A 20,062-nucleotide genomic window follows, 5' to 3' on the forward strand; every position below is an offset into this window, starting at 1 on the left:
TGTTTGTAATGATTCAGAACACGCAATCTTTGCTGCGCTTTCCAATTGGCAGGGATAATAGCGATAAAAATCGCAAATGAAAGTGATAAAGGATGCAAAAATGAAGGTTTTTGGTGATGTTTGTCACGAAACTAATTTTAATAACGGAACTTTTATGTTGTTGCATGTTTTTGCATAAATAGTGTGATTTAGATCGTTTGCGCGGGCGATTTTATGACATTTTAAGCCAGTCGTTTAACCAACATAAATCGTTAGTGATCTGACTGATACGTCCCTCGTATGAGTTATTGAATCAAAGAGGACGATTTAATGAATGAAGTGATGTTGTTCCCATTAACCTCGGTTGTACTACCCGAAGGGAAAATGAATCTGCGTATTTTTGAACCGCGTTACAAACGTATGGTGAAAGAATGCAGCATACAGAACATTGGGTTTGGGGTTTGCTTGGTCGGTAACGATAGTGACCAGAGAGCAGCGGGAAACGTTTCGTCCATCGGTACTTTGGTGACCATCGTTGATTTCGAAACACTCAGTGATGGGCTTCTTGGCATTACGGTCGTTGGAGAGAGACGCTTCCGAGTGAAGCGTGTGCGCTCTGATTTTGATGGTCTTCGTCATGCTGACGTTGAATGGATGGAAAATTGGCAACAGCCCCACTCCTATCCAGACTTTCTTCATTTGAGTACGCAACTCGCTCACGTTTACGAACAATTCCCCCAACTTGGTAACCTGTATCAACACCGCTTTTATGATGATCCTTCTTGGGTTACCCAGCGCTGGTTGGAGCTTTTGCCACTCGACCGTTCATTGTTTGAAAAGTTAGTAGGTGCGGATGATTGCATTGATGCTCTGACGTTTCTCACACATGCCATTGAAGCCCCAAATGAAAGAGAGACTAGGATATGAAAGGACTTACGAAAGCCGCAGTGACTTTGGCTACTGCTATTGGCTTGGCTGCTTGTGGCTCAGACAGTGACACAATTGAGTATTCAAACCTACAAGCTGTTCATGCTTCTGCAGATGCCCCTTTAGCAAATGTATGGATAAACGGTAACGCAGCACTTACTGATGTTGATTACGGTGTTGGCTCTGGCTATGTCAAGTTAATGGCGGGAGAAAATACGGTTCGTGTAGATGTACAACTACCAGGCGGTGAAGTGTTGAATGTTGTTCCAGAGACGATGTTGGACCTAAACAGCGAAACCAAATATACAGCATTTGTCGTGGGTGATGCCGCGGAAGGTACTGTTGAGCCTCTAGTGGTCACTCGTAGCGCAGTTTCTATGGCGGATGAAAATAACTTGGACGTTCAAATAGTGCATGCGGCGGCGGAGATACCGCCAGTGAATGTTTATGTAACGGCTCCTGGCGCAGACTTGTCTATGTCAACGCCCGTTGCAATGCTAGGTTATAAAGACTCAACTGATGTTCTGAATATTCCAGCTGACAATTACCAAGTGCGTTTGGCTGTGGGCGATTCGGTTGCCTTTGATTCAGGCTCAATCCCATTGCCGGCAAATGCAAATTTGACCATTGCAGCTATCAAAACGGGAGATTCAGACAGCACTTCTCCAGTGAAGTTGTTGGTATTGGATGGTTCTGGTTCTTCTATAATTGAGGATACGGGGAGTAAAGCGGAAGTACGAGTTGGCCATTTAGTTGAAGACGCAGGTACTGTCGATGTCAACGTGAATGGAGCGCCATTTGCAATGCTCTCTAATCCTGAGTTCGCGCCTGAACGAACTACTCCGGGCGTAGGTAGTTACCTAGGGCTTGATTCTGGTGATTACGACATCGATGTCATCGATCAGGCTTCTGGAACGACCATCATTGATGCAGATGGTGTCCCTTTGATGGGCGGTATGGATTACAGTATCTATGCCGTAGGAATGGCATCTACTATGGTTGAACCTCTCGTTGTTGAAGATATGCGTAGATCTGTAGTAACCAGTGCAACGTTAAATGTTACTCATGCTGCCGCAAATCCAGTCGCTGAAATGGTAGATATCTATCTCACCGCGAGCACAGGCATAGAAGGAAGTGATCCAGCAATAGCGAACTTTGCGTATAAAGACAGTGTTCAAGGTGTGTACATCGCTGAAGGTTCTTATTACGTTACAGTTACTGTTGCTGGTGAGCCGTCTATAGTGGCCATTGATTCAGCGCCACTTACTGTAACAAACGGTGTTGTGTATCAAGTGATCGCCATCGACGATGGTAATAATAATGGTTTTAACCTCATTGTTGATGACATCACAGATTAGGGAAAAGGAAGGGAGGAGGAAACTCCTCCCCTTAAAAGGCTGATTATGATGAGTGATAGCCCGCAGAAGCTTGGGCGAAGCGAGTGGAACGACTATATGGATAAAGTAAAAGCGAGAGATAAAGCCGCTTTTGCTTTCGTTTTCCGTTTCTATGCTCCGAAGCTTAAGCAGTTCGCCTACAAACATGTTGGAAACGAGCAGGTTGCAATGGAAATGGTTCAAGAGACTATGGCGACCGTTTGGCAGAAAGCACATTTGTACGACGGAGCAAAAAGTGCTCTTTCCACTTGGATCTACACAATATTGCGTAACCTTTGCTTTGACTTGCTGAGAAAGCAGAAAGGGAAGGAGTTACATATTCATTCTGATGACATTTGGCCTTCAGAATATTACCCGCCTGATTTGGTCGACCATTACTCACCAGAGCAAGATATGCTAAAAGAGCAAGTTGTGAAGTTCTTGGAGATTTTACCCAAGAATCAGCGAGATGTGCTAAGAGCGGTGTATTTGGAAGAGTTACCACATCAGCAAGTTGCAGAAATGTTTGAGATCCCCCTAGGCACGGTGAAATCTCGGCTGAGGCTTGCAGTTGAGAAATTGAGGCATTCAATGCATACGGAGCAATTATGAACAAACATCCAGATAAAAACCTGTTAGAGGCATATGCTTCGGGAAGTATTGACGCAGTTTCTGGCTTAGTTGTCGCTACGCATTTAGAGACTTGCTCCGACTGCCGTGCATATGTAAACCAAGTAGAGGCTGCTCAGGCCGTGCTTGTGAGTGATATTCCTACAGAGTATGGAGAAGAGTTTGACACCATGCTTGATGAAATATTGTGTGCAGAAGCGGTGTCTGACGATATCATTGTGCTAGAACAGGCTAAAGTTCAAGTCGCAGGGAAAGACTTCACATTACCAAAAACACTGAGTCGGTTTTCTGACTTAGTCAGTGATTGGAAAAGTTACGGCGGCAAAGTTTATAGCGCTCAGTTAGATCTTGGAGAAGATGCTCGCGTCAATCTTATGTACATCGGTGAAGATGTACGGATTCCTCAGCACACTCACAAAGGCTTGGAATCGACCTTAGTGTTACATGGTGGTTTTAGTGACGAGGACGGCCATTACGAGGCTGGTGATCTGCTGGTCAAGGACGCCACTGTTAAGCATAGTCCGTTCACGAAGCCTGGAGAAGACTGTTTATGTTTAACAGTCCTGACGGAGCCGATGATTTTTACACAAGGTGTAGCTCGAATTTTCAATATGTTTGGAAAGGGCATGTACCCTTAGATATTGCTTCAACAGACCCCAATCAAAAAGCCACCGATGTTCGGTGGCTTTTTTCATTATTTCTTCTTAATCTCTTTGTCTTGCTTTTTCGAGCAACTCAGTGAAGTAGTGCCGCAGTGAATAAAGCATGATTAAACTCGGAATTACCATCAAAGCGGTGAGAACAAAGAAGGTTGTCCAATCATTCAAGTAGTCAACGAGTTCGCCACTAAAAGAAGCGAGAGTGGTTCGGCCAAAGTTACCAAGTGAAGCTAATAGAGCGTATTGAGTTGCTGAAAAAGCTTGCCCAGTAAGCACCGTCAAGAACGATACAAAAGCAACGGTAGAGAATGCCGTTGTAAAGTTGTCCACAAAGATCGTTGCTAAGAATAAATGCTCGCTCGGGCCAACTTTCGCAATCCAAGCAAACATGAGGTTACTTGCTGACATCGCAATGCCGCCAATCATCAAGCCTCTTACAATGCCGAACTTCACGTTGAACATACTACCTACAAACGTGAATACCATAGTTGCGCCCCATCCAATGAGCTTAGAGTAGTAGCCAATTTGCTCATTGCTAAAGCCTACCTCTTTATAGAAGGCAATCGACATACGACCTAAGAACGCTTCACCAATTTTGAATAGAAAGACGAACAGTAGCAACGTGATAGCGACCCGAACTCCATTACGGTTAAAGAAGTCCAAAAATGGCTCAACGACGGTTACAGTGAACCAAGCAACTAACTTAGAGCCTACAACTTCTTTATGGCGTTGTTCTGCTTCTCGTTGAAGCTGTTCTCGCTGAGTATTTGGCTCACCAACCAGTAGAGTAAAAATCATGAGCAGAACAACAATCATTGCCATGCCGTAGTAGACGCCGTTCCATCCCACAGTATCTGCATTAATAAATGCAAGGTAACCAGGTAGCGAATAACCGGTCCACCAACCGATTACTGCCATTGCTGAAGCTTGAGGCAATTTTGAGTCTTCTGTTTTCGGGAAGGTATCAATACGAAAAGCGTCAATAGCGATGTCTTGGGTTGCCGATGCTGTTGCTATACATAGAGCAAGCATAGAGGTGAAAATCAAATTCTCTGCTGGGTTCACATCAGCAATAAATAAGGTCGCAACTAGCACGATACTTTGGCAAAGAAAAATCCAACTTCGGCGCTGCCCTAGTAAACGATGCAAAACAGGTAATTTGACACGATCAACTAATGGCGCCCATAAAAAGTTGATTGCGTAAACTGCAAAAACGCTACCGAAATAACCGATTGCCGATAACGTTAAGCCAGCATCTTTGAGCCAGCCTGACATGTTTGAACCAATAAGCACCCATGGAAAGCCACTTGAGCAGCCAAGCATGAAAACCCAAAGTAGGCGTTTATCGAGGTAACTTTTTACCGTTTCCAACCAAGTGATGGAAGGTAATGAAGACATAAATCAATCCGTTAAAATAGAGCCGCTAAAAGAGAAAGCCCTTCGAATATTCAAAGGGCTTATGATTTTGGCTATTTGAGTAGTGTTGCTTTGGTGATGACGATTTGTGTCTCTGGGACATCGCGCATCCGACCAATGGATTTGGTTGGTTGTTTCGCCATGCTTTCAATGACATCGAAGCCTTCAGTAACAACGCCAAACACGGCATAACCTGGTGGGCGAGAGCCGTAGTTCAAGAAATCGTTGTCTACTAGGTTAACGAAGAATTGTCGAGTAGCTGAATCGGGAGCATTGGTACGAGCCATTGCGATGGTTGCACGGTCGTTATTTAAACCGTTGTTACCCTCGTTTTTGATTGGAGCGTACGTTTGAACCATTTGCATATCTTGGTTAAAGCCACCACCTTGTGCCATAAAGCCAGGGATTACGCGGTGGAAAATCGTACCTTCGTAACTGCCATCTTCTACGTATTTCAGGAAGTTTGCGACGGTTATTGGTGCTTTTTCTTCGTTTAGCTCCACCGTAAAGTTTCCTAACGTGGTTTCAAACGCGACTTTTGGGCCCGCAAAAACGCTGCAGCTCAATAGCGCAAGAGAAAGAATCGCTTTACGTAGCATTAGAATCGCTCCTGCATGTACTGACGAAGTTCAGAATCATTCGCAGCTTCTTTTAAGGTTAAACTAATAACATCATTAAGCGTTTCTTCAATGTCTGAATCAGAGGCACTTAATGTACCCGAGCGCTTAGCGGTACCCGTGTAAGTCTTAACCAATTTACCTTCAGGTGTTTCTGCAGTGATCTCGATAACGACCTTCGCATCCATCTCATTTTCCATGACTGAATGTTTCACATTGATAAGCGCTTCTTGGATCTCTAGTTCGATAGAGTTATTGCTATTGAGGTCGGTGCGGAAACCTTGAGAAGCAAATTGCTGAGCAAATGCGTCTTCAAGAGTGATTCTAAGGTTTTGTTTTGCGTGTAGAGGTAAAATATTTGAACGGCCGTTATCAACCAATGCCACATATTGTGCAGCGCGGACGTCTTTACTGGTTAAGCTGTAGGTTTTTCCCTGTACAATTGAATTCGTGCTCAAAGTTGTTTGAGGCATAAGGTTCAATTGTGGCTGCTGTGGAGCTGAACAGGCAGCAAGCAGGGCAACTGAAGCTGCTAATACCAGTTTTTTCATCTTATTATTCCTTTTTAAAGTCATAGCTTTATTGCATAACGCTTAATTTAGCAGGATCTTTTGTCGCCTGTAAAATTACGAATTTGCTGTTAGAAGCGACAAGTTTCACATTTTTATCGCCAAACAAGCGTTTCAGCTTAGCGTCGTAACCAAGATGGCGATTACCTATGACTTGTAATTTACCACCTTGGTTCAAAATTTGTTTCGCATCACAGAACATTTGCCAAGCAATATGGTCGGTAATAGCTTGTTGTTGATGAAATGGTGGGTTGCACATGATTAAGTCTGCACTATTGTGCTCAAAGCCATCTAAACAGTTATTGACGATGCATTGGGCGGGATGCTCGGCACCTAGGTTATCAATAAGGTTCTGTTTGGCAGACTCGATAGCCATAAAGCTCTCGTCAACGAGCGTTAACTGAGCGCCTGGGTTGAGTTGTCCTGCTTTTACTGACAACACACCATTACCGCATCCAAGGTCGATGATACTTTTGATTTTAGGATCTTGCGGAATATGCTGAAGCATAAAGCGGGCACCCAGATCTAAGCTTTCGCCTGAATAAACATTTGGCAGATTTTTTAGTTGTATGTTCTCACCTTCGACACCCCAAACCGTAAAAGGGTCAACTGTGATAACGGGTTGTGCATTGGCAGCAGAAAAAACTAAGCGATGCTTCTTCCAAGCTAAAGACGTTTTTGTTTCGCCTAAGTGCTTTTCGAATAACTTGAGCGTTGATGTATGAATATCTTTCGCTTTATTTACTGCGATAATAGGGCACGATACGGGCAGTGTTTTACGTAGTTGGCTCAACAACCAAACTAGATGACGATTACTTTTGGGTAACTGAAGCAAAACGATATCGGTTTGGTTGGAAATTTCACTGATGGTTGAGTCAAAAGTCACGCTATTGCAGTGATTATTCTCTAAGTTCAGTTGAGCTCCTCTTTGAGAGACAAATGAGTCGCTTATCGATGTGACGTTATGCTTTTCTGAAAACCAGCATGCCAATGCTCCAAAACTATCATTGATGATAAGTATGTTCTGATTGGTCGGCAGATCCAGTTCTTCCACGTGGTTAATTAGGTACTCATCTCCCGCATCCCAAGCTTGAAGTGTTTCATTAGCGCGCTTTGGGAAGCGATGAAGTGTAAGACTTCTATCGTGAAGGTTCAGTTCGGTTTTCATAAGTGAGTTAAGGGTAGTTGTAACATACAGCTGGTATTGTCGCAGATGATAGCGGGACAAGATACTAAAAAGCTGTCAATTCTCTGTTTCTCGTGTTTTAGCGCTGCACGTGATACAGGCAAAGAAGTGTGAAGGCTCTTTGAAATTTAAACCAGTTGTACGTTGTTTGAATGAGTTGCGTATATACTTGCATAATTCGTATTTGCGAGGACGTAATATGATCCAAGAAATCATAGAAAAGAAGCTACATAGTGAGCTGCAGCCTAGTTACCTAAAAGTGATTAACGAAAGCTACATGCATAATGTTCCACCAGGCTCAGAAAGCCACTTTAAAGTGATTGTCGTATGTAATGCTTTTGACGGTCAGCGTTTAATTGGTCGTCACCGACAAGTTAACCAAATCTTGGCTGATGAACTTGATAATCACATTCATGCTTTGGCGATTCATACTTACACTGAAGCTGAGTGGCATGAGCAACAAAATGGTGCGCCAGATAGCCCAATGTGCATGGGCGGAGGGCGCTAAAGTATTGATAAAAGAAGATGACGAGAGTCATCTTTTTTTATTTTACATTTTTACGGGGACACAATGTGGTACAAAAGCTGGTTAAAAAATGTGTTAACAGTGTTTCAACAAATAAATAGAAATTTCTGTTTGTTTCAAACCATGAATATATCACTAAATAGGTATTCGTAGAGGACGATGCAATTGTGCGATGGTTCAAACTTATGACTATTCTTTAGCCTTTTAGATCTGATTCGGTCGAAATAAAACCACTATTGCTATCATTGGTCATGGCATCAAGTTCCCAAAAAATGCTAGACTACTGCACCTGATAAATCTCGCTCAAAAAATGTGATGAGATTTTTAATAGGATGTTGCGATTTTGGTGTTTTAAACAGCATCAAAACCGGACACTGATGTCGTGTCTAAAAGTTACGCAATCAAAAGAATCTTTTTCCCGATAAAAGTAGTGCAAGTGCGTATGATTACAATAAAGAAGGGCTTGGATCTTCCTATCGCAGGAGCTCCATCCCAGGTGATTAATGATGGTAAGACCATCAAAAAAGTCGCCTTGCTTGGCGAAGAGTACGTTGGCATGCGTCCTACCATGCATGTCCGCGTTGGCGATGAAGTGAAAAAAGCGCAAGTTCTTTTTGAAGACAAGAAGAACCCTGGCGTTAAGTTCACTGCTCCAGCAGCCGGTAAAGTGATCGAAGTTAACCGTGGCGCTAAGCGTGTACTTCAATCTGTAGTGATTGAAGTGGCAGGCGAAGAGCAGGTTACATTTGATAAGTTCGAAGCAGCTCAACTAGCAGGTCTAGATCGCGAAGTGATCAAGACTCAATTGGTTGAATCTGGCCTTTGGACCGCTTTACGTACTCGTCCGTTTAGCAAGGTTCCAGCAATCGAGTCTGCTACTAAGGCTATTTTCGTAACTGCAATGGATACTAATCCACTAGCAGCACAGCCTGAGTTGATCATCAATGAACAACAAGAAGCATTCGTTGCAGGTCTAGACATTCTTTCAGCCCTGACAGAAGGCAAGGTTTACGTATGTAAATCTGGCACTAGCTTGCCACGCTCTTCTCAGTCTAACGTAGAAGAACACGTCTTCGATGGCCCTCACCCAGCAGGTCTTGCTGGCACCCACATGCATTTCCTATACCCAGTAAATGCACAAAACGTGGCTTGGAGCATCAACTACCAAGACGTTATCGCGTTCGGTAAGTTATTCCTAACTGGTGAGCTATACACAGATCGTGTTGTATCTCTTGCTGGTCCTGTAGTGAATAACCCACGTCTTCTTCGTACTGTTGTAGGTGCTTCTCTTGAAGACCTAACTGACAGCGAATTGATGCCAGGCGAAGTTCGTGTGATTTCAGGCTCGGTACTTTCTGGTACACAAGCGTCTGGTCCACATGCTTACCTTGGCCGTTACCATCAGCAGGTTTCTGTCCTGCGTGAAGGTCGTGAGAAAGAACTGTTTGGCTGGGCTGTTCCTGGTAAAAACAAATTCTCAATCACAAAATCTTTCCTTGGTCACATCTTTAAAGGTCAGTTGTTCAATATGACAACGACAACTAACGGTAGTGATCGTGCAATGGTTCCAATCGGCAACTACGAACGTGTAATGCCACTTGATATGGAACCTACTTTGCTACTTCGTGATCTATGTGCCGGTGATACTGACAGTGCTCAAGCACTGGGTGCACTTGAACTGGATGAAGAAGATTTGGCATTGTGCACCTTTGTATGTCCTGGTAAATACGAGTACGGTCTGCTACTTCGTGAATGCCTAGATACCATTGTGAAGGAAGGGTAATCCATGCTTAAGAAATTCATAGAGGATATCGAGCATCATTTTGAACCAGGCGGTAAACACGAAAAATGGTTTGCACTGTACGAAGCAGCAGCAACACTTTTCTACACGCCAGGTCTAGTAACAAAACGTAGCTCGCACGTTCGTGATAGCGTTGACTTAAAACGTATCATGATCATGGTTTGGTTCGCGGTATTCCCAGCAATGTTCTGGGGTATGTACAACGCGGGTGGCCAAGCTATCGCAGCACTTAACCACATGTACGCTGGTGATCAACTAGCGACAGTTATCGCAGGTAACTGGCACTACTGGCTAACAGAAATGTTTGGCGGCACCATCGGTGCTGAAGCTGGTGTTGGCAGTAAGATGCTACTAGGTGCGACTTACTTCCTACCGATCTACGCAACAGTATTTATTGTTGGTGGCTTCTGGGAAGTACTTTTCTGTATGGTGCGTAAGCACGAAGTTAACGAAGGCTTCTTTGTAACTTCTATCCTATTCGCACTTATCGTTCCACCAACGCTACCTCTATGGCAAGCGGCACTAGGTATCACATTTGGTGTTGTTGTTGCTAAAGAGATCTTCGGTGGTACAGGTCGTAACTTCTTGAACCCTGCTCTTGCGGGTCGTGCTTTCCTATTCTTTGCTTACCCAGCACAAATCTCGGGTGACGTAGTATGGACAGCAGCTGACGGCTTCTCTGGTGCAACTGCTCTTAGCCAATGGGCTCACGGCGGTAGCGGCGCGTTGATCAACAACATCACTGGCGCTCCTATCACTTGGATGGATGCTTTCATCGGTAACATCCCTGGTTCAATTGGTGAAGTATCGACTCTAGCTCTAATGATCGGTGCAGCGATGATCGTATACATGCGAATCGCTTCGTGGCGCATCATTGCGGGTGTAATGATCGGTATGATTGCAGTGTCAACACTATTCAACGTGATTGGCTCTGACACCAACCCAATGTTCAACATGCCTTGGCACTGGCACCTAGTTCTAGGTGGTTTTGCATTCGGTATGTTCTTCATGGCAACAGACCCTGTATCAGCTTCATTTACCAATGGCGGTAAGTGGTGGTACGGCATCCTAATCGGTGCAATGTGTGTGATGATTCGTGTAGTTAACCCAGCTTACCCTGAAGGTATGATGCTGGCGATTCTATTCGCGAACCTATTCGCACCTCTGTTCGACCATGTGGTTATTGAGAAGAACATCAAGCGGAGACTAGCACGCTATGGCAAGTAATAACGACAGCATTAAAAAGACGCTGGGTGTTGTTATCGGGTTGAGCCTTGTTTGTTCAATCATCGTATCAACAGCAGCCGTAGGCCTGCGTGACAAGCAAAAAGCTAACGCTGTCCTAGATAAGCAATCTAAGATTGTAGAAGTTGCTGGCATTGAAGCAGACGGTAAAAAAGTACCTGAGCTATTTGCACAATACATTGAACCTCGTCTAGTTGATTTCAAAACGGGTGACTTTGTAGAGAAAGCTGAAGACGGCTCTACAGCAGCTAACTACGACCAACGTAAAGCAGCTAAAGATCCTGCTGAGTCTATCAAGCTAACGGCTGATGAAGACAAAGCTAAGATCCTACGTCGTGCTAACACAGGTATCGTTTACCTAGTGAAAAGTGGTGATGACATTTCTAAAGTTATCATCCCAGTTCACGGTAACGGTCTATGGTCTATGATGTACGCATTCGTTGCGGTTGAAACTGACGGTAACACTGTGTCTGGTATTACTTACTACGAGCAAGGTGAAACTCCTGGACTTGGTGGTGAAGTAGAAAACCCAGCATGGCGTGCTCAATTCGTTGGTAAGAAACTATTCGACGAGAACCACAAACCAGCAATCAAGATTGTTAAAGGTGGTGCTCCAGAAGGTTCTGAACACGGCGTTGATGGCCTATCTGGTGCGACACTAACTGGTAACGGTGTTCAAGGTACATTTGACTTCTGGTTAGGTGACATGGGCTTTGGTCCTTTCCTAGCAAAAGTTCGTGACGGAGGTCTGAACTAATGTCTAGCGCACAAAACATTAAAAAGAGCATTATGGCGCCGGTGTTGGACAACAACCCGATCGCGCTGCAGGTTCTTGGTGTATGTTCTGCTCTTGCAGTAACAACTAAACTAGAAACAGCATTTGTAATGACACTAGCGGTAACTTTCGTAACTGCATTGTCTAACTTCTCTGTTTCTCTGATCCGTAACCACATTCCTAACAGTGTGCGTATCATCGTTCAGATGGCAATCATCGCATCGCTAGTAATCGTGGTAGACCAAGTGCTTAAAGCTTACCTATACGATATCTCTAAACAGCTATCTGTATTCGTAGGTCTTATCATCACGAACTGTATCGTAATGGGTCGTGCTGAAGCATTCGCAATGAAATCTGCGCCAATCCCATCGCTAATTGATGGTATCGGTAACGGTCTAGGTTACGGCTTCGTTCTTATCACTGTAGGTTTCTTCCGTGAACTATTCGGTTCAGGCAAGCTATTCGGCATGGAAGTTCTACCTCTAGTGAGCAACGGTGGTTGGTACCAGCCAAACGGTCTGATGCTACTAGCACCATCTGCATTCTTCCTAATCGGCTTCCTAATCTGGGTAATCCGTATTCTGAAACCAGAACAAGTAGAAGCGAAGGAGTAAGGGCGTCATGGAACATTACATCAGTCTGCTAGTTAAATCGATTTTCATCGAAAACATGGCACTGTCTTTCTTCCTAGGTATGTGTACTTTCCTTGCCGTATCTAAGAAAGTTAAGACCTCTTTCGGTCTAGGTGTTGCAGTAGTGGTAGTACTAACTATCGCGGTTCCTGTGAACAACCTAGTTTACAACCTAGTTCTGAAAGAGAACGCGTTAGTTGAGGGCGTAGACCTTAGCTTCCTAAACTTCATCACCTTCATCGGTGTAATCGCAGCACTTGTACAGATCCTAGAGATGGTTCTTGACCGTTTCTTCCCACCTTTGTACAACGCGCTAGGCATCTTCCTACCGCTGATCACAGTAAACTGTGCGATCTTCGGTGGTGTATCTTTCATGGTACAACGTGACTACAACTTTGCTGAATCTGTTGTTTACGGTTTCGGTTCTGGTGTGGGCTGGATGCTAGCGATCGTCGCTCTTGCAGGTATCCGTGAGAAGATGAAGTACTCAGATGTACCTCCAGGTCTACGTGGTCTAGGCATCACGTTTATCACTGTAGGTCTTATGGCGTTAGGCTTTATGTCTTTCTCTGGTGTTCAACTGTAAGTCGGGTAAACCGCAACAATTAAGGAATAGTCAATGGACATTATTCTTGGTGTAGTGATGTTTACTCTGATCGTACTTGCGCTAGTACTAGTGATTCTTTTCGCTAAGTCTAAGCTTGTACCAACAGGTGACATTACAATTTCTGTGAACGATGACCCTTCACTGGCGATCGTTACACAACCAGGTGGTAAGCTACTATCTGCGTTAGCTGGTGCTGGCGTATTCGTATCTTCTGCTTGTGGTGGCGGTGGCTCTTGTGGTCAGTGTCGCGTAAAAGTTAAATCAGGTGGTGGTGACATCCTACCTACCGAGCTTGACCATATTACTAAAGGTGAAGCACGTGAAGGTGAGCGTCTAGCGTGTCAGGTTGCAATGAAAACTGACATGGACATCGAGCTTCCTGAAGAGATCTTCGGCGTTAAGAAGTGGGAATGTACAGTTATCTCTAACGATAACAAAGCGACATTCATCAAAGAGCTTAAGCTACAAATTCCAGATGGCGAATCAGTGCCTTTCCGTGCTGGTGGTTACATCCAGATTGAAGCACCAGCTCACCACGTTAAGTACGCTGACTTCGATGTACCTGAAGAGTACCGTGAAGATTGGGACAAATTTAACTTGTTCCGTTACGAGTCTAAGGTAAACGAAGAAACGATCCGTGCTTACTCAATGGCTAACTACCCAGAAGAAGAAGGTATTATTATGCTGAACGTGCGTATCGCTACGCCGCCGCCTAATAATCCTGATGTACCACCTGGTATCATGTCATCGTTCATCTGGTCTCTAAAAGAAGGCGACAAGTGTACGATTTCAGGTCCGTTCGGTGAGTTCTTCGCGAAAGACACTGATGCTGAAATGGTATTCGTTGGTGGTGGTGCAGGTATGGCTCCAATGCGTTCTCATATCTTCGACCAGCTAAAACGTCTGCACTCTAAGCGTAAGATGTCATTCTGGTACGGTGCACGTTCTAAGCGTGAAATGTTCTACGTAGAAGACTTCGATGGCCTAGCGGCTGAGAACGATAACTTCGTATGGCACTGTGCACTGTCTGACCCTATGCCAGAAGATAACTGGGATGGTTACACTGGCTTCATTCACAATGTTCTTTACGAGAACTACCTACGTGATCATGAAGCGCCAGAAGACTGTGAATACTACATGTGTGGTCCACCTATGATGAACGCTGCTGTAATCGGCATGCTAAAAGATCTAGGTGTAGAGGATGAGAACATCCTTCTAGATGACTTCGGTGGTTAATCCCCCTAAGTGATTGAATCTATGGCTAGCTCTCTAAGAGCTAGCCATTATTTTTTGTAGAAATAAAAACCATATTCAACAGTTGCTATAGGAAATCGGTTTGTCTTGAGAGAACCCATTTTCCATATCAATTTAACGACAATAGGAGTAAACAAGTGAAAAAGTGGCTTGTTGCATTCGCTTCTCTATTGGTTCTAGCTGGTTGTGAACAGCCTGCAGATCAAGTTCATTTAAGTGGCCCAACAATGGGTACCACATACAACATTAAATACATCGAGCAAGATGGCCTGCCATCGCCTGAAGTTTTGCAAACAGAAATCGATCGCCTACTTGAGGAAGTGAACGATCAGATGTCGACTTACCGTGAAGATTCAGAGCTTAGCCGTTTTAACCAACACCAGACCAGTGAGCCATTTGAAGTATCACCGCAAACGGCAACGGTAGTGAAAGAAGCGATTCGCTTGAACGCTCTTACTCTAGGCGCACTAGACGTAACCGTTGGTCCACTAGTGAATCTATGGGGCTTTGGTCCAGAAGCGCGTCCAGATGTGGTTCCGACAGATGAAGAGCTAGCAGCTCGTAAAGCAAACACAGGTATTCACCACCTTTCGGTTGAAGGCAATAAAATGTCGAAAGACATTCCAAACTTGTACGTTGACCTATCGACTATCGCAAAAGGTTGGGGTGTTGATGTGGTTGCGGATTACCTACAATCACAAGGCATTCACAACTACATGGTAGAAGTTGGTGGTGAAATGCGTTTGAAAGGTATTAACCGCGAAGGTGTGCCATGGCGTATTGCCATTGAAAAGCCAACTGTTGATGAGCGCTCAATTCAAGAAATTATTGAGCCTGGCGACATGGCAATTGCAACAAGTGGTGACTATCGTAATTACTTTGAGAGCAATGGTGTGCGATACTCTCACATCATCAATCCGCAAACAGGCAAACCAATCCATCATAAAGTGGTGTCTGTAACGGTACTGGATAAATCGTCGATGACGGCTGATGGTCTTGCAACCGGCCTTATGGTACTAGGTGAAGACAAAGGCATGGAAATCGCGAACGAAAATAACATTCCTGTTTTCATGATTGTGAAAACGGATGATGGTTTTAAAGAGCTGGCTTCGGAAGCATACAAGCCGTTCATGAAGAAATAACAACAGAAGTGAGCATGTCCTTATGAGTACATTTCTAATTACTTTTGCTGTTTTTGTTGCGGTGATTGCAGCGATGGCAGTGGGTTACATCTTCCAAAAGAAGGTGGTAAAAGGCAGTTGTGGTGGTCTTGGTGCGGTTGGTATTGAGAAGGTATGTAACTGCCCAGAGCCATGTGATGCGCGTAAGAAGCGTGAAGCTCGTGAAGCTGCCCGCGCAGAAAAGCTGGCTGCATGGGAAAAAGATCGCATTGCTTAATCAGCGATAGCAAGAATGATAAAACCCAGCTAATGGCTGGGTTTTGTTTTTTAGGCTTTATATCAAGAGGAGAGGCTTACTGATAAATAGTTTGGTTTCGCCCATTCCCTTTTGCTTGATATAAACGGTCGTCTGCCACTTTAATCTGTTGGTCAAGATCACCTTCAACACTCGCCACACCAACACTAATGGTCACTTGAATGTTCTTATCTTGATAAGGAATAGGGGTCTTCTCCACTCGTTGACGCATTTGCTCCAAGCGGGTCACAAAATCTTCATAACTACCGCACGCTTGAATACAAAACTCTTCGCCGCCGAAACGCGCAATCACATCATCCGGGAAATAGATTTTTAATATATTCGCGACCATAACGAGTGCCGCATCGCCACCATCGTGCCCGTAGTTATCATTCACTTTTTTAAAGAAGTCGATATCTAACATGGCAATATTACGTTTTTCGCAACCATCACAAGCTTGGCCAAACAGGAAGCGGCGATTCCACAATCCAGTCAAAGCATCTTGGTTTGCCATTCTAAACAGTTCTGTTGTTGCTTCCTTCATATCCAGTATTTGATGAACACGGCAGAAAAACTCTTCCTGATTAAATGGCTTATATAAGAAATCATTAGCGCCGGCTTTGAGGAAGCGAGCGGTCATTGTGTGGTCATCACTTCCGGAGATGCCAAGAATAGCGAGTTGGTTTTTATCAAAATTCTGCCGTAATTCACGGATCATTGTAATACCATCTTTTATTGGCATGTCATGATCGGTGAGTATAAATGTGATGTCGGGGTTTTGTTCTATTAACTCAATCGCTTGTTGGCCATTCTCAGCCTGAAGTGTTTGGATATATTGGTGCTCTAACAACTGCACAACGTGGTGGCGAACAGTCATTGAGTCGTCTACAACCAAACACTTATGCTGCTGGTTATTTGTTAAGCGCTTAATGAGAGGAAGTAGGTAAGAGACAGAAGCCATGCTGTCTTTCAGTATGTAATCCAATACACCTTTCGCTAGCATCTGCTCACGAATATCTTCTTGGAACATGGCTGTTAGCACGATAACTTTTTGGTTATGAGATAACAGCAGATCAATAATTTCGCCATCTTGAGCATCTGGCAAACAGTAATCTAACACGGCGCACAACAGCTCTGGTTGCGAAGCTAAGGTTGATTTCGCTTCATCATAACTTTCAGCAGCAAGTACTTCGTAGCCCGCTTTCGTTAATATTTGCTGCAGGTAATTTCTATAAGCACGGCTGTCTTCGACAACCAAAATTCTCTTACTCAAAAAGTTTCCCTACTTTTGTATATAAATTACTTTTAATGTTATAGAGCTCAATAATAATAGAAAGTGGGGTGAATACCATGAAAAAATTCTTGGCTCTGGCTCCAGATAACACTATTTTAAATGCGCCTATTTATCGCTACACTGTTTTTTTAAACAGTGTTATTTGTGTGTAGATCGTGCAAGAACGAGTAAGAAAAATCATTCACGTTGATATGGATTGCTTTTACGCCGCTGTAGAAATGCGTGACAACCCAAGTTACCGAGGGACGGCTCTTGCTGTCGGCGGTCATGAGAAACAACGTGGGGTGATCAGTACGTGTAATTATGAAGCGCGCAAATTTGGTGTTCGTAGTGCGATGCCAACAGCGCGAGCGCTCCAGTTATGCCCGAACTTACTCGTGGTACCCGGTAGAATGCACGTCTATAAACAAGTTTCCCAACAGATACGGGCCATTTTTGAGCGATATACCCCGCTAATAGAACCGCTGTCTCTCGATGAAGCTTATTTGGATGTGACTGACTCTAAGATGTGCCGAGGCTCTGCGACCTTAATCGCTGAGTCAATTCGCAACGACATATACTCTGAGTTGGGATTAACGGCATCTGCCGGTATTGCGCCGATTAAGTTTCTCGCCAAAGTCGCCTCTGATATGAACAAGCCTAATGGTCAGTTTGTGATTCCGCCAGAGAAGGTTCAAGAAGTGGTGGATAAACTACCGCTAGAAAAGATTCCCGGTGTTGGCAAAGTCAGTTTGGAGAAACTACACCAAGCAGGCTTCTACCTATGTGAAGACATCAAAAACAGTGATTACCGTGAGCTGTTACGCCAATTTGGGCGCCAAGGTGCGTCATTGTGGAAGCGTAGCCATGGCATTGATGATCGCGAAGTGGTGGTCGAGCGCGAACGTAAATCGGTTGGGGTAGAGCGCACTTTCAGCGAAAACATTGCTACTTATGATGAGTGTTGGAAGGTGATTGAAGACAAGTTGTACCCTGAACTGGAGAGACGTTTAGAGAAAGCCAGTCCAGATAAATCGATCATCAAGCAGGGGATCAAGCTCAAGTTTGCTGATTTTCAACTCACAACGATCGAGCACATTCATCCTCAACTTGAACTCGAAGATTTCAAAGTGCTGCTAAGAGACATTCTCAAGCGTCAAAACGGCCGAGAAATAAGGCTGTTAGGCTTGAGTGTGATGCTCAAGCCTGAACAACAAGCGCGCCAATTGAGTTTCTTCTAAGCTCGCGCTAACTCAACCTGTTTTAGTACCAGTGCAAAAGAGACATTCGCCATTGAACCATAGCCTCGCAGTTTGCTGGCTTTAAGCTGAGCAATGATTGGCGTGCTGATCCCACACAGGAAGCGCGCCACAGCGGCATTGCTAATCACCGTTGGTGAAAGTTGGACAAATTCATCAACCCAAGCGGATAGGTGAGTCAACTCAGGTTGTACTTGTTGTGGCTGAGGGAACGATGCGACTTGTCCACGACACACAGAACAGTGGCCACATTGCGTTGGTGCATTGTGATCAGCAAAATAATGCGCTAACTGATAGCTCAAGCAGTCCGATGATTGGAACAGATTCAACATAGTATGAATTCGTTCAATGTCTTTCTGTTCTTTGGATTGGAACAGCTCAGCCAAATGCTGAGAAATCGCTTCTTGATTTTGTTTAGCAGGGAGAACCGAATACACATCCGTGAGCTGTTTGCTTTCTAATTCAATCCAACCGTTTTGGTGGAAGTAATCAAGCGCCGCAACTACACGACTACGCTCAGATTGATAGTTCATCCACAAGGCTTCTAAATCCACTTGGCACCACACTTTCGCTTTGGTTGAACAAGCAAAAATAGCTTCAACAAACTGACGTCGTTCACCTTGGAACTGATTGAGGATGAAAGACTGGTCTTGTAAGAACTTGAAGCGATATTCCGCGAAATAGCTGTATTTGGCTTCTATCACTTTTGCCAACTCTAGGTAAACCAATAAGGTCTTTAGTGGCAGTTGGCGAATATTGCTGTCGCGAGATAAGCGTAGCGCCATCACTTCCCACTGAGGCGTGTTCTCTCGAATTTGTTCTAATACATAATTGATTGAGCTTGGCTCTGGTGTGTCACCGTAAACAAAGTTCTCTAATACTGTTAAGCCAGAGGTATTCCCCAAAAGAATACACTCCGAACGCTGCCCATCTCGTCCAGCACGCCCGATTTCTTGTGCGTAGTTTTCGATAGATTTCGGTAAATCGAAGTGAATAACACGGCGAATATCAGATTTATCTACCCCCATACCAAACGCGATTGTGGCGACAATGCAGTCGATTTGTGAGTCCATAAACTGCTGTTGGATTTTCTCGCGTATGTCGCTTTTCATACCTGCGTGGTAAGCGTGAGCATTGATGCCTAAACGAATCAGTGAGCTAGCAACTTGCTCTGCGGTTTGCTGTTGAGTTACGTACACGATACTCGGCAGTTTAGGGGCCGCAGCAATGATGTCATTCAGCTGTGTTTGCTTATTTTCTTCCTCGCAAGGCACCACAGAAATCTCGAGATTAGAGCGATAGAAACCAGTAACCGTAATATTCTCGTCAGCGATATTAAACTTACTTTGCATGTCTTCAATAACAGCAGGCGTTGCTGTTGCGGTTAGCAACAGGGTTTGCGGAATATTCAGTTCACGTTGGTATTGCGGCAGTTTAAGGTAGTCAGGACGGAAGTTATGACCCCATTCTGAGATACAGTGCGCTTCGTCGACCACCATTAGAGAAAGCGGAATTTGACGAATGAACTCGCGAAAACGTTCGTTCTTGAGTCGCTCCACCGAGATCATCAAAATCTTGATATGTCCATTCTTCACACCAGCCATCACCTGCTGTGCTTCTTCACGGCTTTGGCTACTGTCGATAGATGCCGCAGCAATGCCTCTGCTTTGTAAGAAGCTTAGTTGGTCTTTCATTAATGCAAGAAGCGGTGAAATCACCAACGTCAGGTGTGGTAACTGAGTAGCAGGAAGTTGGTAGCAAAGCGATTTCCCTGAGCCAGTTGGGAAGATGGCAGCGGCTGAGTGTCCGTTCATTACTGCTTCAATCACTGGTTGTTGGCCGGATCTTAATGAGTCAAACCCGAACACGGATTGAAGCGTTTGCTGAAGCGAGCCACTTTGCATAATAGGGAAAC

20 protein-coding genes are annotated in these 20,062 nt (G+C 44.4%); 14 read left to right on the plus strand and 6 right to left on the minus strand.

The window, feature by feature from the left end:
* Positions 1-309 precede the first annotated feature (309 nt).
* The 4 genes from KIV41_RS23450 to KIV41_RS23465 are packed head-to-tail and all read left to right on the plus strand — an operon-like array spanning position 310 to position 3,550.
* The gene (locus tag KIV41_RS23450; protein WP_171305683.1) at positions 310-906 is read left to right on the plus strand and encodes an LON peptidase substrate-binding domain-containing protein; all 597 of its coding nucleotides are present in this window, start codon (positions 310-312) and stop codon (positions 904-906) included.
* Entirely contained in the window at positions 903-2,264 is a 1,362-nt protein-coding gene (locus tag KIV41_RS23455; protein ID WP_252041049.1) for a DUF4397 domain-containing protein, read from the plus strand. The genes KIV41_RS23450 and KIV41_RS23455 overlap by 4 nt, the downstream gene beginning before the upstream one ends.
* 45 nt (positions 2,265-2,309) lie before the next feature.
* Positions 2,310-2,894 (plus strand): RNA polymerase sigma factor, encoded by a 585-nt coding sequence (locus tag KIV41_RS23460; RefSeq protein ID WP_029561030.1) that lies wholly within the window; start codon positions 2,310-2,312, stop codon positions 2,892-2,894.
* Positions 2,891-3,550 carry a ChrR family anti-sigma-E factor gene (locus tag KIV41_RS23465; protein ID WP_010449847.1) on the plus strand — a complete coding sequence of 220 codons (660 nt, stop codon included), beginning with the start codon at positions 2,891-2,893 and terminating at the stop codon, positions 3,548-3,550. Before KIV41_RS23460 ends, KIV41_RS23465 begins: the two co-directional genes overlap by 4 nt.
* A 66-nt stretch (positions 3,551-3,616) precedes the next feature.
* Here the strand turns inward: KIV41_RS23465 and KIV41_RS23470 are convergent, their stop codons facing one another.
* From KIV41_RS23470 to KIV41_RS23485, 4 genes are all read right to left on the minus strand, one after another.
* A complete protein-coding gene (locus KIV41_RS23470; protein ID WP_010449846.1) occupies positions 3,617-4,969 on the minus strand; it encodes an MFS transporter in 1,353 nt (450 codons plus the stop codon).
* 71 nt (positions 4,970-5,040) lie between these two features.
* A complete protein-coding gene (locus KIV41_RS23475; protein WP_038885201.1) occupies positions 5,041-5,586 on the minus strand; it encodes a peptidylprolyl isomerase in 546 nt (181 codons plus the stop codon).
* The gene (locus tag KIV41_RS23480; RefSeq protein ID WP_010449842.1) at positions 5,586-6,155 is read right to left on the minus strand and encodes a YajG family lipoprotein; all 570 of its coding nucleotides are present in this window, start codon (positions 6,153-6,155) and stop codon (positions 5,586-5,588) included. Before KIV41_RS23480 ends, KIV41_RS23475 begins: the two co-directional genes overlap by 1 nt.
* 28 nt (positions 6,156-6,183) lie before the next feature.
* Positions 6,184-7,341, minus strand: a complete 1,158-nt coding sequence (locus KIV41_RS23485) for a methyltransferase (RefSeq protein WP_252041045.1) — start codon at positions 7,339-7,341, stop codon at positions 6,184-6,186.
* A gap of 217 nt (positions 7,342-7,558) precedes the next feature.
* Between KIV41_RS23485 and KIV41_RS23490 the strand changes: the two genes are divergently transcribed.
* From KIV41_RS23490 to nqrM, 9 genes are all read left to right on the plus strand, one after another.
* The gene (locus tag KIV41_RS23490; protein WP_010449838.1) at positions 7,559-7,867 is read left to right on the plus strand and encodes a BolA/IbaG family iron-sulfur metabolism protein; all 309 of its coding nucleotides are present in this window, start codon (positions 7,559-7,561) and stop codon (positions 7,865-7,867) included.
* Positions 7,868-8,327: 460 nt separating this feature from the next.
* Positions 8,328-9,668: a Na(+)-translocating NADH-quinone reductase subunit A gene (locus KIV41_RS23495; RefSeq protein ID WP_038885204.1), complete on the plus strand. Its 1,341-nt coding sequence runs from the start codon at positions 8,328-8,330 to the stop codon at positions 9,666-9,668.
* 3 nt (positions 9,669-9,671) lie between these two features.
* Complete coding sequence (locus KIV41_RS23500) at positions 9,672-10,913, plus strand: NADH:ubiquinone reductase (Na(+)-transporting) subunit B (RefSeq protein ID WP_010449833.1); 1,242 nt, start codon at positions 9,672-9,674, stop codon at positions 10,911-10,913.
* Positions 10,903-11,688, plus strand: a complete 786-nt coding sequence (locus tag KIV41_RS23505) for a Na(+)-translocating NADH-quinone reductase subunit C (RefSeq protein WP_010449832.1) — start codon at positions 10,903-10,905, stop codon at positions 11,686-11,688. Before KIV41_RS23500 ends, KIV41_RS23505 begins: the two co-directional genes overlap by 11 nt.
* Entirely contained in the window at positions 11,688-12,320 is a 633-nt protein-coding gene (locus KIV41_RS23510) for an NADH:ubiquinone reductase (Na(+)-transporting) subunit D (RefSeq protein ID WP_005450954.1), read from the plus strand. Before KIV41_RS23505 ends, KIV41_RS23510 begins: the two co-directional genes overlap by 1 nt.
* Before the next feature lie 7 nt (positions 12,321-12,327).
* A complete protein-coding gene (gene nqrE, locus KIV41_RS23515; RefSeq protein WP_005436652.1) occupies positions 12,328-12,924 on the plus strand; it encodes an NADH:ubiquinone reductase (Na(+)-transporting) subunit E in 597 nt (198 codons plus the stop codon).
* A gap of 33 nt (positions 12,925-12,957) precedes the next feature.
* Positions 12,958-14,181 carry an NADH:ubiquinone reductase (Na(+)-transporting) subunit F gene (gene nqrF / locus KIV41_RS23520; RefSeq protein ID WP_009698660.1) on the plus strand — a complete coding sequence of 408 codons (1,224 nt, stop codon included), beginning with the start codon at positions 12,958-12,960 and terminating at the stop codon, positions 14,179-14,181.
* Positions 14,182-14,336: 155 nt separating this feature from the next.
* A complete protein-coding gene (locus tag KIV41_RS23525; RefSeq protein WP_285337775.1) occupies positions 14,337-15,341 on the plus strand; it encodes an FAD:protein FMN transferase in 1,005 nt (334 codons plus the stop codon).
* Positions 15,342-15,363: 22 nt separating this feature from the next.
* Positions 15,364-15,597, plus strand: coding sequence for a (Na+)-NQR maturation NqrM (nqrM, locus tag KIV41_RS23530; protein WP_005436655.1), 234 nt, complete (start codon positions 15,364-15,366; stop codon positions 15,595-15,597).
* 76 nt (positions 15,598-15,673) lie between these two features.
* Here the strand turns inward: nqrM and KIV41_RS23535 are convergent, their stop codons facing one another.
* A complete protein-coding gene (locus tag KIV41_RS23535) occupies positions 15,674-16,888 on the minus strand; it encodes a diguanylate cyclase (protein ID WP_038885207.1) in 1,215 nt (404 codons plus the stop codon).
* Between the two features lie 212 nt (positions 16,889-17,100).
* Between KIV41_RS23535 and dinB the strand changes: the two genes are divergently transcribed.
* On the plus strand, positions 17,101-18,129 hold the full coding sequence (dinB, locus tag KIV41_RS23540) for a DNA polymerase IV (RefSeq protein WP_045394109.1): 1,029 nt from the start codon (positions 17,101-17,103) through the stop codon (positions 18,127-18,129).
* Here the strand turns inward: dinB and KIV41_RS23545 are convergent.
* Entirely contained in the window at positions 18,126-20,051 is a 1,926-nt protein-coding gene (locus KIV41_RS23545) for an ATP-dependent DNA helicase RecQ (protein ID WP_285337776.1), read from the minus strand. The two genes, dinB and KIV41_RS23545, sit on opposite strands and share 4 nt — an antisense overlap.
* Between the last annotated feature and the right edge of the window lie 11 nt (positions 20,052-20,062).

The sequence above is a fragment of the Vibrio sp. D401a genome, assembly GCF_030248515.1.
Classification (GTDB): Bacteria; Pseudomonadota; Gammaproteobacteria; order Enterobacterales; family Vibrionaceae; genus Vibrio; species Vibrio rotiferianus.